12 protein-coding genes are annotated in these 13,688 nt (G+C 66.0%); 3 read left to right on the forward strand and 9 right to left on the reverse strand.

The genetic code is table 11. The annotated features are described in order from the left end of the window. Nucleotides 1-76 precede the first annotated feature (76 nt). On the reverse strand, nt 77-1,066 hold the full coding sequence (locus LDO41_RS28610) for a TIGR03571 family LLM class oxidoreductase (protein ID WP_223994449.1): 990 nt from the start codon (nt 1,064-1,066) through the stop codon (nt 77-79). A gap of 32 nt (nt 1,067-1,098) precedes the next feature. After that, a complete protein-coding gene (locus LDO41_RS28615) occupies nt 1,099-2,550 on the reverse strand; it encodes a hypothetical protein (RefSeq protein ID WP_223994451.1) in 1,452 nt (483 codons plus the stop codon). A 365-nt stretch (nt 2,551-2,915) separates the two neighbouring features. Here LDO41_RS28615 and LDO41_RS34275 point away from each other — a divergent pair, with 365 nt between their 5' ends. Continuing rightward, nucleotides 2,916-4,061: a GGDEF domain-containing protein gene (locus LDO41_RS34275; RefSeq protein WP_290370924.1), complete on the forward strand. Its 1,146-nt coding sequence runs from the start codon at nt 2,916-2,918 to the stop codon at nt 4,059-4,061. Between the two features lie 286 nt (nt 4,062-4,347). Then, the gene (locus LDO41_RS28625) at nt 4,348-6,048 is read left to right on the forward strand and encodes an EAL domain-containing protein (protein ID WP_223994453.1); all 1,701 of its coding nucleotides are present in this window, start codon (nt 4,348-4,350) and stop codon (nt 6,046-6,048) included. A gap of 45 nt (nt 6,049-6,093) precedes the next feature. Here LDO41_RS28625 and LDO41_RS28630 read toward each other — a convergent pair whose 3' ends face one another. The 7 genes from LDO41_RS28630 to LDO41_RS28660 are packed head-to-tail and all read right to left on the reverse strand — an operon-like array spanning nt 6,094 to nt 11,875. Beyond that, nucleotides 6,094-7,380, reverse strand: coding sequence for an MSMEG_0569 family flavin-dependent oxidoreductase (locus tag LDO41_RS28630; RefSeq protein ID WP_223994455.1), 1,287 nt, complete (start codon nt 7,378-7,380; stop codon nt 6,094-6,096). Nucleotides 7,381-7,390: 10 nt separating this feature from the next. Continuing rightward, the gene (locus tag LDO41_RS28635) at nt 7,391-7,678 is read right to left on the reverse strand and encodes an MSMEG_0570 family nitrogen starvation response protein (protein ID WP_223994457.1); all 288 of its coding nucleotides are present in this window, start codon (nt 7,676-7,678) and stop codon (nt 7,391-7,393) included. A gap of 9 nt (nt 7,679-7,687) precedes the next feature. Continuing rightward, nucleotides 7,688-8,686 carry a sll0787 family AIR synthase-like protein gene (locus LDO41_RS28640; protein WP_223994459.1) on the reverse strand — a complete coding sequence of 333 codons (999 nt, stop codon included), beginning with the start codon at nt 8,684-8,686 and terminating at the stop codon, nt 7,688-7,690. Continuing rightward, nucleotides 8,683-9,240, reverse strand: coding sequence for an MSMEG_0567/Sll0786 family nitrogen starvation N-acetyltransferase (locus LDO41_RS28645; protein WP_223994460.1), 558 nt, complete (start codon nt 9,238-9,240; stop codon nt 8,683-8,685). The genes LDO41_RS28640 and LDO41_RS28645 overlap by 4 nt, the downstream gene beginning before the upstream one ends. Beyond that, complete coding sequence (locus LDO41_RS28650) at nt 9,237-10,358, reverse strand: MSMEG_0568 family radical SAM protein (RefSeq protein ID WP_223994461.1); 1,122 nt, start codon at nt 10,356-10,358, stop codon at nt 9,237-9,239. Before LDO41_RS28650 ends, LDO41_RS28645 begins: the two co-directional genes overlap by 4 nt. Beyond that, entirely contained in the window at nt 10,309-11,361 is a 1,053-nt protein-coding gene (locus tag LDO41_RS28655; RefSeq protein WP_223994462.1) for a Nit6803 family nitrilase, read from the reverse strand. Before LDO41_RS28655 ends, LDO41_RS28650 begins: the two co-directional genes overlap by 50 nt. A 31-nt stretch (nt 11,362-11,392) precedes the next feature. Further along, the gene (locus LDO41_RS28660; protein WP_109584112.1) at nt 11,393-11,875 is read right to left on the reverse strand and encodes an MSMEG_0572/Sll0783 family nitrogen starvation response protein; all 483 of its coding nucleotides are present in this window, start codon (nt 11,873-11,875) and stop codon (nt 11,393-11,395) included. 408 nt (nt 11,876-12,283) lie between these two features. On the opposite strand from LDO41_RS28660, the gene LDO41_RS28665 reads away from it, so the two are divergent. Then, nucleotides 12,284-13,687 carry an aminotransferase-like domain-containing protein gene (locus tag LDO41_RS28665; RefSeq protein ID WP_223994463.1) on the forward strand — a complete coding sequence of 468 codons (1,404 nt, stop codon included), beginning with the start codon at nt 12,284-12,286 and terminating at the stop codon, nt 13,685-13,687. Nucleotide 13,688 lies beyond the last annotated feature (1 nt).

Genomic DNA, 13,688 nt, shown 5'->3' on the forward strand with positions numbered 1-13,688 from the left:
GTCTTGCTCCCCTCTCCCGCGGGGAGAGGGGCCGGGGGTGCGGGCCCGCGGCGCGTGCCAGCCACGGAGGCTCGCGCTAGCTGCCGTGCACAAGTGGCCCGTGCACAAGTGGCAACACGTCCCGCGCGAGTTCTTCCATGACCTCATGCGGTGGGCGTGGCGAATCGGTGAGGTTGAACGCCACGTGGTGGGTCCCCGCCGCGCGCATCGCCTCGAGCAGATCGACCAGCGCGCGGGCGCCGGTGCGGTAGCCCAGCGCCATCGGCACCGGCGGCTCGTCGCGGCGATCGCATAGCTCCAGGCGCGTGGCCACGCCGAACGCGCGAAAACGTCCGTCCGCGACGCGCTCGGTTGCGTTGCGCCACATGCGATAGCGATCGCGCTGCGCATCGGGATCGCGGTGATAGGTCATCCAGCCAACGGCATTACGCGCAATCCAGTCCACGCTCTGCCCGCCCGAGCCCACCGCCAGCATCGGCAGCGGACCAGCCAGGCGCGGCAGCAGATGAAACTCGGGTTGGTCGTCGTCGTACACCTTGTCGGGCCGGCTGTCCGGAATCACGCGCGACGGATGGCCCAGCGCGGCCGCGACCGTTTCCCAATGCGAGCGAAACAGATCGCGGCGCGCGTCGGTGTCCTGACCAAACGCCGCGTACTCGGGTGGCCGGTCGCCGGAGCCCAGGCCCAGAATAAAACGCCCACCCGACAGGCTGCTGACCGAAATCGCACCCTTCGCGATATGGAGCGGATGCCGCAGCGTCAGCACCACAGCCCCGCTGACCAGCGCGATGCGCTGCGTCCGCGCGGCCAGCGCGCCAAGCAATACCCACGGATCGAGATGACCGACCGGGTCCGGATACTGGTCGCTGTTCAGCGGCACATCGCGCACCCACAGGGCCCGAAAGCCGAGAGCATCCGCCTGCGCGGCCAACGCGAGTTGCTGCGCGAAATCCGCGACGATCTCGCCCTTGCCCAGCAACGGCAGCACGAGTCCGATGGACAACCGATCCGGCTGGAATACCCGCGCTTCCACAGAAGACGCGTCGCGCCCGGCATTCGACGACATGGTGCTTTCTCCCGACGATGACTCATGAAAGCCTATACCACGACATTGCTGCCAAGGTATTCCCAGTCGGCGTTGCTAGCGCCATCGATCGGTGGCTCCGACAATGCACCGCCCGCGATTTTCAGGCGGAAGTACTCGACCGTGCCGCTGGTGGGATGGGCGCGCACAAATACGTCGCCGACCTTGCCTTCGCGTGCATCGGGCTGCCACGCGCGCATTGGTGCGGTCGCCTCCGCCGCCGAGGGCAGATCGTTGCCCAGGTATTCCCAATGCGCGTTGTCCCGCCGGGCGTTGGGAAAGAAGCCGTAACGACCGTGCCGGTCCAGGGCGATCAGGCGAAAGAACTCGATGGCGCGCGTGTACGGATTCTCGTACACATAGACATCTCCGATGTTTCCCTGCCGATCGTGGTCGCCCCAATGCCCGGTGCCTAATACCTGGCGCGCAAGACGCAGCGCTTCCGCGCGCAGGTTGTAGCGCAGCAGCGTGGCAAACAGCCACGGCCAGTATTCGCTCTGCCGCGCATGCAGCTGCGCGCCCAGCACCGTGCCGACCAGCCATTCGCGTTGCGCCGCGTCGAGCACGAACACGCCGCCGCCGCGATCCTGAGTGCGTAACGGCGAGGCGATCCCGGCCGCCGCATCGGACCCGAGTCCCGCCGTCAACACCACCATCTCGTCCAGTTCGCGATCGCCGCGCCGGAGTGCCTGCGCATCCCCCGAGCGGCGTTTGCGGTTGGGATAGAACGCACGCATGACCAACGAGTTGAACAACTGCTGCGGACTCTTGCCATCGACGCGGTGAGGCTCCTGCTCGCGGTACGCAGCCACCGAGCGATACACCAGGGGCCGGGCGACGGAGGTTCCGCCAGCTCCGCGGGCTTCGCGCCGCAGATACTCGGTCATGCGGCGCGGCACCGGCACGGTGCCCTTGACCAGCCGCGCCGCCGACGCGCTGCCATAGGCCACGAGTCGTGCGCCCTCGCTCAGGTCCGCATGACCCTCGACGAGCGCCTGTGCTTCCTGCCGATAGCTCGGCAGTGCCGCAAGGCCCTTGATAGCCTTGCCGGTGATGGGCTTGTCGAGCAGCATCACACCGATATCGCCGATCGGTCCGATGCGCTCCTCATACCGGACGAGCCTGCCGCGCGCCGGGCCACCATCGGCAAGGATATAGGTGCGGCCACGCGCCCGGCGCCCCGCGCAGGTACCGGCGGTCAACATCACGCGCGGCATGATCAGCGTGCCCGCGCACTGCGGATGGTCCATTGACCATTGCGCGATCTGACCGTTCGGCGAGCCCTGCGTGGTTGGTGTGGTTGGCGTGGTTGGCGCGGTTGATGTGATTGGCGTGGATTGCGCAGTCTGCGCGGGTTGCGGTGAAGGGCTGCTGGCTCCCTGCGGTGCCTGCGCGGACGCCAGCGGCGGCGCGGCAAAGCATGCCGCGGACACCAGGCACGTAATACGAATACGACTGACTGCCATCGCGTAGATCTCCCTGTCGGTGGGTGGAACAAATCTACGTGGGGAGTGCGGGCACTGTTCTGGATGGGCGTGCGTGCTGGGAACAGTCTGGCATCGGCACTCCGGCTCGCAACTGATGCGGATCAAATGCGGCGGGCAACGCATGCCCAACCTTCGTTGGGTATGCATTTAATGCATGCAACTAATGCGGACGCTGCGCAATGGGCCGCAACATGCCGTAACGTGTGGCAGCGTGCGATGGCACGCGACGCCGTGCGTCCGTCAAACAGGCCTCCGCGCGGGACGCGCTACAATACGCGCCCTCATACCGACGCATCTTTCGATTCGCGTCGATTCATTCGATCCCATCGCAAGGACAAAGCGGGATGCCGTTGTCGAATCCGGAGAACTGGCGAGGCAAGGCGCTGCTCGGGGGCTACCACGATCAGCCCGAGAAGGAACAGGCGGCGCTGCGGATCGCGCTGGGCGCGGTCGCGCTGGTGCTTTACATCGGCTACACGCTGATGCACCCGACGGCCACCAATATCGCCACCGTCGCGATGGTGGCGCTGTACGTCCTGTTCGGTGTGCTGAGTTATGTGGTGCTGTTGCTGCAGCCGCGCCGCTCGATGTGGCGGCTCGCCGTCACCACGTGCGTCGATCAAGGCATGGTGATTGCCGCGCTGGCGATCGGCGGCCGCTCGGCGCTGCCGTTGCTGTTCGTCGTGTTCTGGTTTCTCGTGGGCGCGGGCTGCCGTTACGGCAAGGGTCCGCTGGCCTTGTCCTGCGCGGTCACGGTATTCGGCATGTCCGCGCTAATGGGCGTGGAGCCCTGGTGGATGGCCAACCGCCCCGCTGGCATCGGCCTCGTACTAGGCGTGGCGGCTACCTCGCTATACCTGTATGTGCTGGTGGACCGGCTCGAGCGGCGCGCCGCCACCGATGCGCTGACCGGACTGCAGAACCGCTCGAGCCTCGACCGCTCGATCGAGCGCGCCCAGGCGACGCTCAAGATGCAGGGCGGACATGCCGCGCTGCTGCTGATCGATCTCGACGGGTTCAAGGAAGTGAACGATTCGTTCGGCCATGCGGTGGGCGACGAGCTGCTGCTGCATTTCGCGCGCATGCTGGCGCGCGACGGACAGCGCGGCGACACCATCGCGCGGCTGGGCGGCGACGAGTTCGTGGTGTTGTCGGTGACCGCGCAGACGCGCGTCCAGGCGCGCACGCTCGCCAATGCCATTCACGCGAATCTCGAAGGTATGCGTCAGATCGCCGGTCACCCCGTGTCGATTTCCGCGAGCATCGGCATTTGCATGCTCGACGGCGGCGCACGCGACGGCCCCGACAATAGCGATGTGCGCAGCGTCATGAAGCAGGCGGACCGGGCCATGTATCTGGCGAAGGAACTCGGCAAGAAGCGCACCGCGTTCGCGGACGAGCTCGCGCAGAACGACGCGAGCATGAATGCGGAGTCGCCTGTGCGCACGCCGTCACGACCGCGCACCTCGGTACTTCGACAGCGCCGCTGAAGCTTAGGCAACCGAGCGCTGAAGGATTTCCTCACACGCAAATAGGGAAATTCCGACACACCAGCAGCGTGCTGCACTGCGATAATCCGCCGCTGGCATATCGCTGGAACGCGCTGGAACATACCGGCGGGCAGCAGGTCCGAATTCCCGTGCCGCCCCTCTAGCCCTCGCCCTCCTCACGATGTCCGCGAAACCGATTCCGCCTGTTGCTCCGGATCAACCGGATGCCCCTTACGCTCTTCACGTCTCGCACGTTCCTGACGCGCGCGACGCCGAACTGCATCGCATGCGCCACGCGCTGGCGAATCAGTGCCAGCGCATCCGCCTGACGCTGCAGGCGATTGGCGAAGGCGTCATCACGATCGACGCCGACGGGCGCGTGGAATACCTGAATCCCATCGCCGAGGAACTGACGGGCTGGACCCTCGACGACGCGTGCGGCCGGCCCAGCGAGGTGGTCTGCCGGCTGGTCGATGAACACAACCGACTGAGCCTGCGCCGCAAGGTGCGCGACGCGCTGGCCGCTGGCACCGGGCGTTTTCCGCTTGGCCGTGCGATTCTGCAAAGTCGCCATTGCCTCGAACATCGCGTGGAGGCCGCGGCGGCGCCGATCCACGACATCGATGGCGCGCTGGTGGGCGCGGTGCTGACCTTGCGCGACGTGTCGGAGCAATACCGGCTGGGCCGCGAGATGGAATATCGCGCCACGCACGACACGCTGACCGGCATCATCAATCGCGACGAGTTCGATCGTCGGCTCAATGCCACGCTGGCCGAGGCCCACGCCTCGCACATGCAGCACGCGCTGATGTTTATCGACCTCGACCAGTTCAAGCTCGTCAACGACGCGGTAGGTCATGCGGCCGGCGATGAACTGTTGCGCCAGATCGTGCGGGTGATCAAGCGCTCGGTGCGCGCCACCGACGTGATTGCGCGGCTTGGCGGCGACGAGTTCGGCGTGGTGTTCAGCCAGTGCTCGATCGAGTCGGCGCAGGCCATCGCCAACAAGATCTGTCGCGATATCGACCAGTTTCGCTTTCAATTCGCGGGGCAGCGCTTCCACGTCGGCGCCAGCGCCGGGCTGGTGCCCGTGGACGAGCGCTGGACCACCTCCGCCGCGCTGCTGCAGGCCGCCGACAGCGCCTGCTATGCGGCCAAGGCCGAGGGCCGCAACCGCGTGCATACGTATCTGCCCGCGGACGAGATCATCGAGGCGCATCGCGAGGAGATGCAGTGGGCGCGCCGGCTCGAGGCCGCGCTCGACCGCAATCAGTTCGTCCTGTACTGGCAGCGTGTGATGCCGCTGCAGATGGAAAATTGCCTGGTGCATGCCGAGCTGCTGCTGCGCATGGTGGACGACAACGGCAATCTGGTGAACCCCGGCGCCTTTCTCGGCGTGGCCGAACGCTTCCACCTGGCCACGCGCATCGACCGATGGGTGGTGCGCACGGTATTTTCGTGGATGCACGCCCATCGCGCGCAGCTTGCCCACGTCGGCACGGTGGCGATCAATCTGTCGGGACTGTCGATCGGCGACCGCGATTTCCACCGCTTCGTCAATGCGCTGCTCGAAACCACCGCGTTCGACCATCACAAGATCTGCTTCGAGATCACCGAGACCGCGGCCATCATGAACCTCGCCGAGGCCTCGTCGTTTATCGAGGGCATGCGCGTGCACGGGGTCCGTTTCGCGCTCGACGACTTTGGCGCCGGGGCCGCGTCATTCGGCTATCTGCGCAACCTCGATGTCGACTACCTGAAGATCGACGGCCAGTTTATCCGCGACCTGTCCCGCGATCGCGTCAATCAGGCGACCGTACGCTGCATTCGCGACGTGGCGAATATCACCGGACAGTTTACGGTCGCCGAATTCGTCGAGACCGAAGCGGTGGAGCACCTGCTGCGCGAGATCGGTATCGACTACGCGCAGGGCTACCTGCGGCACCGCCCGGCCCCGCTGGCGGAGATCTTCGCGCCGCCGTTCTAGCGTCTGGCGGCGCGTGGGTCGGTGGAAAGCCCGACGTGACACCGCTTACGCTGCCAGCGCGTCCTGTCCGCTGCGCTCCCGGATGCGCGCGGCCAGATACTCCGCGTCGCGCGCGATGCCCGAGAAGCGGCCCGAGCCCCACGTGTGCAGCCACGGCAGTCCGAGGAAATACAGCCCCTCCACCGGCGTTACGCCGCGCTGATGGCCAGGGTAGCCCTTGCCATTGAACACCGGCGCGTCGAGCCAGCCGAAGTCCGGACGGAAGCCGATACACCAGACGATCGCGCCGATATTCGCGCGCGACAGGTCCAGCGCTGTACGTTCCTCGGCCGGCGTCCACACCGGCTCGTACACCGACGCGGGCGGCGCTTCGATATCGTGCCGCGCAATATGCTTGTCGATACCGGCATTGATGCGGTTGTACGTCGCATCCGCATCGTCGAGGTTCTCGCGCAGGTTCGGCGCAAAGCGCAGCATGCCGTATTGGTAATCCTCAAGCGCGCCGAACAACTCCATGCCTTCGCTCGCGAACTTGCGCAGATCGATATCGCGCCCGCCGTCGCGGCCGGTGACGTAGTGATTGGTGTTGTCGCGCACGCCCTCGCGCAGCGGGTGTTCCCCCACTGCCATGTCGTAGTACTGCATGTCGGCCAGCCAGTCCACCACGTCGCGGCCGCGATAGAAGCGCGCGCAGCGCGGCGCCTGGCCTACCGCCAGATACACCTTGCGCCCCGCCAGATGCAGATCTTCGGCGATCTGCGCGCCGGACTGGCCCGAGCCCACCACCATCACCGCGCCTTCCGGCAACGCCTGCGGATTGCGGTAGTCGGCCGATTGAATCTGACGAATGCTCGCCGGCAGGCGTTCGGCCATGCGCGGCACGATCGGCGTGTGATAGCCGCCCGACGCCACTACCACCTGATCGGCGGTGAAATCGCCGCTGCTGGTGCTGACATGGAAGCCCCCGCCCTCCCGCCGCGTCACGCGCTGCACCGACGTGTGTTCGCGCACGGGGGCGTCCACCATGCGCACGAAGCCATCGAGGTACTCGACGATTTCATCGCGCTTCATAAAGCCATGCGGATCGTTTCCCGCATACGGATGTCCGGGCAGCGCGCACTGCCAGTTCGGCGTGACCAGACAGAATGCGTCCCAGCGCTGCTCGCGCCACGTATGCGTGACGGTCTTTGCCTCGAGCACCAGGTGGTCGATGCCGGCGCGTTGCAGGCAGTAGCTCATCGAAAGCCCGGCCTGCCCACCGCCGACGATGATGACGCTGTAGTGATCGCTGCCGTGAGTCTGACTTGTTGCTGACATGTCGTGTCCTCCCATGTTTGTTGGTTTAGCGTCCGAAGCCAAGGAATTTCACCGTGGCATCGGGCTGCGTGGCATAGCGCTCGGCCGTGGCCTCGATTTGCGCGAGCTGGTCCATGGCCGACGAGCAGGCGTAGCCATAGCGCTGGCGTACGCGCTCGGATGCGGCGCCAAGCGCGGCGCGTGCGCGCGCCAGAAAGTCCTCAAGCGCGTAGTCGGCGCCGGCCTCGAAATGCGACTCGACCACGGTCGAGGGCGAATAGCAGGTGGCCTCGGTCTGATCGGGCCACACAATGCGGAAGTAAGTAACGGGCATAGGAGATCCTCAGGAAGCGTCCGACGGCACAATGAATGCGTCGTCCGCAAAGTCCCACAGCAGCGTGCGGGCCGCGCCGTTGTCGTGCACGGTGACGCGCGTCGATGCGTCGATGCCGCCGATGTCCTCGCACGCGAGACCCCGCGCGCGGAACCGCGCCATCACGGCGTCGACGTTCGATGGCGACACCGCCAGCAGAAAGCCGTAACTCGGGAATGCGGCGAGCCAGCGCGCCATCGGCACGTCAGGCGGCCTGGGAATGCGTGCGAGATCGATATCGGCGCCCACGCGCGAGCATTCCAGCAGCATCAGCGCGGTACCGAGCGTGCCCGCCATGCTGATGTCCTTGGCGGCCGCGCACAGACCGGCTTCAGCGACCTCGGGCAACAGTTCGAGGTCGTCGCGCAGCCGTTCGGGTGGCGCGCTGGTCGATGCGTTCCAGTACGGATAGGGCTCCGCGAACGCGCCGCGCAGATCCACCGTCATCAGCAAGCGATCGCCGGGCTGCGCGGCGAAACTCGACAGCAACCGATTCGCGCGGCCGAGAATGGCCACGGCAAGCTGACCGTGATCGCTGCGCGCATTGCTGTGGCCACCGACGATCGGCACGCCATACGCGGCTGACGCGGCAGCCATGCCGGCCAGCACGTCCTTCGCGTCCTCGATGGTCTCGCTCCAGATCGCATCGACCACGGCCAGTGGCCGGCCGCCCATCGCGTAGACATCGCTGATATTGACCATCACCGCGCTATATCCCGCGAACCATGGCATGGCGCGGATGAAATCACTGACCATGCCCTCGATCGCGAACAGCAGGTACCCACCGGCGCCATCGTCGATGGCCGCGCAGTCGTCACCGACCGCAACGGCCTGACCGAGGTCCGCCACGCCGCCGGGCAATGCGCGCCCGAGCGACGAGAGCATGCCCGCGATATCGGCCTTGTGGCCGAACCCGCGGCTTGCGCGCAGGGTGGCGACAAGTTCGGGGACACTCGCTACGATGTTCATGCCGGCAGACCTGTCGCTTGCCGCCCCGGCGCGGTAAAGCCGACATGCGGCGTGGTGCACGGCGGATAGTGGCGCAGGTCCGCCTCCATCAGATGATGCGGACGGCCGAGCAACGTCTCTTCTGCCAGCGATTGCCAGTGCAACCGCCGGAACAGCGGCTCGTTCTGGCTCTGCACGTGCGCCAGGAAGCGGCGGCAGCCGAGCGCGTGCGCGCTGCTGACGGCCAGGCGGATCAGCGTGGCGCCGATCTTGCCGTGATTGCGATGCGCGGCATCGACCGCCAGCCGCGAGCCGAACCACACACCGGGCTCGCTCTCGTGGATGCGCACGGTGCCCACCACGACGTCGTCGTGGCCGGTTTCGCATTTGACCGCTACGAGCAGTTGCGCGAGATCGTCGATATCGTCACGGTCGTCGGCATCGAAGATGCCCTGCTCCGCGCAGAACACCGCGCGGCGCAGACGCATGGCCTCGGCGGCTTCCCATGGCGTGGTGGCCCAGCGGATGCGAAAGACGGTGGAGACCGGAACTTCTACACAGAGATCGTCTGTCATGCTGCCAACTCCTCGTACGACGAAAGCGACGAGCACGCGCCGCACTTGCCACAACCGGCCTTGATATCGGCCGCGCGCATGCCCCCGGCGCGCACCATCGCGCCCAGCGGTTCCAGCACGGACTGCATGAACGCCGGCGTCGGCGCCGGATGATCTTCGAGCGGTGTGCCGCTGATGGGCACAAACGGCACCACGAACGGGTAGACGCCGATCTCGATCAACTCGCGTGAGATTTCCAGAATCGCCTCGGCCGTATCGCCGAGACCGGCCAGGATGTAGGTGCTGACCTGACCGCGGCCGAACACTGCCACCGCCGCGCGAAAGGCCTCCATATAGCGGCTGATCGGCACCACGGCCTTGCCCGGCATGATGCGTTCGCGTACCGCTGGCGTGACCACCTCCAGATGCATGCCGAGCGTATCGACGCCGGCGGCCTTCATGCGTTCGAACCACACGTCGTCATCGGGCGGCTCGCATTGCGCCTGGATCGGCAGGTCCACGGCCGCCTTGATGGCGAACGCGCTCTCGCACAGGATGGCCGCGCCGCGATCGGGCGTGGGCGGCGTGCCCGTGGTCAGCACCATATGCTTGACGCCATCGAGCAGCACCGCGGCGCGCGCCACTTCTGCCAGTTGCTGCGGCGTCTTGCGCGCAATCGTGCGACCGGCCGCGAGCGACTGGCCGATTGCGCAGAATTTGCAGGTCTTGCGGCGGCTCTCGTAACGGATGCAGGTCTGCAGCACCGTCGTCGCCAGCACATCGGCACCGTGCAACGTGGCGATATGCGAATACGGCACGCCGTCGAGCGTCTGCAGGCGCGAGAAACGCGGCGCCTTGGGAAAGCTGATGTTGGCAATCGGGATCGTGCCACGCATCAGCGCGGTCTTGCCGTCCGCGTCGGGCGCGGCGGCAAGGAACGGCGAGTTCCATGCGGTGCTGGTATGCACCGGCACCATGATGGTCACGCCGTCGATCGTCACCGCCTTGTGGTCGGACGGTCCCGCGCCGCCGCGTCGGCTGGATGCACCCGCGCTCGGATCCACGAGGCGCAGTCCCGACGACTGCAGTTCAGTCATCAACTGCCGGCTCGAGGCTGGCATCGTCTCGTTGATACTCATATTGGGCGCTCCCAGAGAAGTTGGCGAATGCGTTAGCCGAATGCGACGAGGTGGTCGCCGAAAAACCGGCACCCATGGGCGATGCCGTGGTCGCGGGCCGATCGTTGATCGCGAGGCTCAGCAGTTCCGGCCGCGCGTAATGGCCGACCGAGTCCATCATTCGCTTGCGTTTGGTGATCAGCGACATGTCGAGGTCGGCGATCACCATGCCCTCGCCCTCCTTGAGCGGCGCGGCCAGGTGCTGGCCTTCGGGCGAGATGATCGCGGTGTTGCAGCCGCCGCGCAGCGCCTTCTGCAGCGCGGGGTCGGTTGTAACCGAAGCGATCTGCGCATCGGTGAGCCAGCCGGTCGCGTTGACGACGAAGCAGCCCGACTCCAGCGCGTGATGGCGGATGGTGACCTCGATCTGTTCGGCGAAGATCGGGCCGACCAGCGAGCCCGGAAACTGGCTGCAATGAATCTCTTCGTGCTGCGTCATCAGTGCGTAGCGCGCGAGCGGGTTGTAATGCTCCCAGCACGCCAGCGCACCGACGCGGCCAATCGCGGTGTCCGCCACCTTGAGCCCGGCGGCGTCGCCCTGGCCCCAGATCATGCGTTCGTGGAACGTCGGCGTGATCTTGCGGCGCTTGAGCACGAGCCGGCCGTCGGTGTCGAACATCAGCTGCGTGTTGTACAGACTGCCGTGATCGCGCTCATTGACGCCGAGCACGATCACCATGCCATGGCGGCGCGCGCGCTCAGCCATGGCATGGGTCACGGGACCGGGCACCACCACGGCCTGCTCGTACAGCCGCATATGCTCGGCACCCGATTGCACGGGCGGGCGAACGAACGAAAAATACGGGTAGTACGGCACGAACGTCTCCGGAAAGACGATCAGCTGTACCCCTTCGAGCGCCGCGCGGTCGATGGCCTCGCAGACCTTGGCCAGCGTGTTCTCGCCGTTCTCGAGGTCGGGCGAGATCTGTACCGCGGCCGCGCGCACTATGCGTTGTCGTGACATGGTGGTTCCTAGTCGTGCGATATAAGCGGCGTCAAACGGTCCAGGTGTCGATGATCACGGCGTTGTCGCGCACGTGCAGCAGCTTCAGGTCCAGCACGTCGAGCGGATTGATCGCGCGGATGCCTTCGATCAGCGACGGCTCGCCATGGCCGTACAGCGCCTGCAGCGCGAAGCGGCAGGCGTACACCTTGCCGCCCTCGGCCATGAACTTGGTCAGTTGGTTGTTGAAGTTCAGATGGCCCGGGAACGCTTCATCGCCGAGCGTGGGGAAGCCACGTTGCACGCCGAGCGTCACGCCCGGGCCGTACAGCAGGATCGAGGTCTCGAAACCCTTGCGTTGCAGGCGCGTGGCCTGGAGCATGTTCACGAAACCGATCGAGCCTTCGAACGCGACCGTGTGGAACGTGACGAGTGCCTTCTGGCCCGGCTCTGCCTTCACGTCCTCGAAGACCTTCTCTTCGTAATCGACAAAGTAGTCGCCTTTCTTGTGAAGCGGGGCGCTGACTGCGGGCATGGTGCTCTCCTCTGATAGATGGGCAAGATGGGTAGATAACGATCGGCCGGCGGGGCCGACGCCATGCCTTTTCGCAACGCGCGTGCCATCTTCGGGGTGCCGGCATGCGATCAAGAGCCGATCTGCCGCGCATTGCGCCATTGATCGCATCGGTGATTTTTCATGTCGCGGAATGGCGCCGACATGATCCGTACAAGACGGCGTGAAACGGCTGGGAAGCCGCGCGCACCAAGGTTGTGGCGGTGCGCAGCAACGGGGCATGGGCGAGCGTTGTATGGGCCATGCGCGCACCATCATCGAGCCGATAAAGATGCGATCAATATCGGATTCACGCGTCAATGATTGGCCAATCAGGCGGGCACGAAACCTGCACACTGCGATCGCATTGATCCTGTTGCGGAGTGCATCGTGTCGAGTCTTGCCAATCATTGGCTCAAGCGTCTGGCGGAAACGGACAAGCCCGCCTATCTGATGATCCCGGACATGATCGAGGAGGATCTGGCGAGCGGTCGACTGCGTGCACGCGACCGTTTGCCCGCGCTGCGCGATCTGGCCGATGCGCTGCGGCTCAACTACACGACGGTGGCGCGCGGCTATGCGGAAGCGCGCAAGCGCGGGTTGATCGATGCCAAGGCCGGCAGCGGCACTTTCGTACGCGGACGGCCGCCCGCATTGCCGTTGCAGGCCGGTACCGGTGCGGAGATGAGCATGAATATGCCGCCCGAGCCCGCCAGCATGACGGTGCGGCTGCGCGAAGCCGCGGCGCGCATCCTTGGCAATGCCGATCCGTATACGCTGCTGCGCTATCAGGACTTTGGCGGCACGCCGGCCGATCGTGCCGTGGCTACCGCGTGGTTGCGGCAGCGGTTGCCGGACTGTCGGGCCGATAGCGTGCTGATTTGCCCCGGTATCCACAGCGCGCTGGTGGCGCTGGTGTCGCAGCTCGCGCGGCCGGGGCAGACCATTTGTCTCGATACGCTGGCATATCCGGGGATCAAGGCGATTGCGGCGCAGCTGGGCGTGCAGTTGCAGGCGCTGCCCGCGGATGACGAGGGGCCGCTAGGGCCCGCGTTCGAGGCGCTGTGCCGGACGCAGTTGCCGAGTGCGCTGTATGTCAATCCGACGCTGCAGAATCCGAGCACGCGCACGATGCCGCAGGGGCGGCGCGAGATTCTTGCCGACATCGCGCTGCGCTATAACGTGCCGATCATCGAGGACGACGCGTACGGCATGCTGCCGCGTGAGACACCGGATCCGATGGCGCGGCTTGCGCCCGAGCTGACGTATTACGTGACGGGCATGTCCAAGACGTTTGGCGCGGGTCTGCGGATTGCGTTTCTCTCCGCGCCGACGCCGCGGCAGGCGCAGCGGCTGGCGGGCACTCTGCGGGCGACCACGGTAATGGCGAGCCCTTTCAATATGCTGCTGACCACGTCGTGGATTCAGGATGGCACCGCGTCGGACATGATCGCGGCGATCCGCGCGGAGAGCGTGGCGCGGCAGGCGATGGCACGGGAGGTGCTGGGTGGACATGCGGCCGGGCATGCATTCGATGCGGACCCGGAGGGCTTTCATCTGTGGCTGCCGATTCCGCCGTCATCGGGCTGGCGACCGTCGGAGCTGGCACTCCACCTGCGCTCGCGCGGCATCGGCGTGGTCTCGAGCGCGGCGTTCTCGACGGACGGCAATCCGCCCGACGCGGTACGCATTTGCCTCGGCGGGCCCAACGACCTCGAAGAAATGGAGGAGTGCCTGCAGATCGTGGTGGACACGCTGGATGATCCGCATCATCTGCATACGGCGATGCTCTAGG

The organism is Cupriavidus pampae (genome assembly GCF_914271485.1).
In the GTDB taxonomy this organism is placed as follows: Bacteria; Pseudomonadota; Gammaproteobacteria; order Burkholderiales; family Burkholderiaceae; genus Cupriavidus; species Cupriavidus pampae.

Excerpts from the sequence above, each read along its gene's own strand:
- LDO41_RS28610 (WP_223994449.1), bottom strand. The coding sequence starts at position 1,066 with ATGTCGTCGAATGCCGGGCGCGACGCGTCTTCTGTGGAAGCGCGGGTA.
- LDO41_RS28615 (WP_223994451.1), bottom strand. The coding sequence starts at position 2,550 with ATGGCAGTCAGTCGTATTCGTATTACGTGCCTGGTGTCCGCGGCATGC.
- LDO41_RS34275 (WP_290370924.1), top strand. The coding sequence starts at position 2,916 with ATGCCGTTGTCGAATCCGGAGAACTGGCGAGGCAAGGCGCTGCTCGGG.
- LDO41_RS28625 (WP_223994453.1), top strand. The coding sequence starts at position 4,348 with ATGCGCCACGCGCTGGCGAATCAGTGCCAGCGCATCCGCCTGACGCTG.
- LDO41_RS28630 (WP_223994455.1), bottom strand. The coding sequence starts at position 7,380 with ATGGGAGGACACGACATGTCAGCAACAAGTCAGACTCACGGCAGCGAT.
- LDO41_RS28635 (WP_223994457.1), bottom strand. The coding sequence starts at position 7,678 with ATGCCCGTTACTTACTTCCGCATTGTGTGGCCCGATCAGACCGAGGCC.
- LDO41_RS28640 (WP_223994459.1), bottom strand. The coding sequence starts at position 8,686 with ATGAACATCGTAGCGAGTGTCCCCGAACTTGTCGCCACCCTGCGCGCA.
- LDO41_RS28645 (WP_223994460.1), bottom strand. The coding sequence starts at position 9,240 with ATGACAGACGATCTCTGTGTAGAAGTTCCGGTCTCCACCGTCTTTCGC.
- LDO41_RS28650 (WP_223994461.1), bottom strand. The coding sequence starts at position 10,358 with ATGAGTATCAACGAGACGATGCCAGCCTCGAGCCGGCAGTTGATGACT.
- LDO41_RS28655 (WP_223994462.1), bottom strand. The coding sequence starts at position 11,361 with ATGTCACGACAACGCATAGTGCGCGCGGCCGCGGTACAGATCTCGCCC.
- LDO41_RS28660 (WP_109584112.1), bottom strand. The coding sequence starts at position 11,875 with ATGCCCGCAGTCAGCGCCCCGCTTCACAAGAAAGGCGACTACTTTGTC.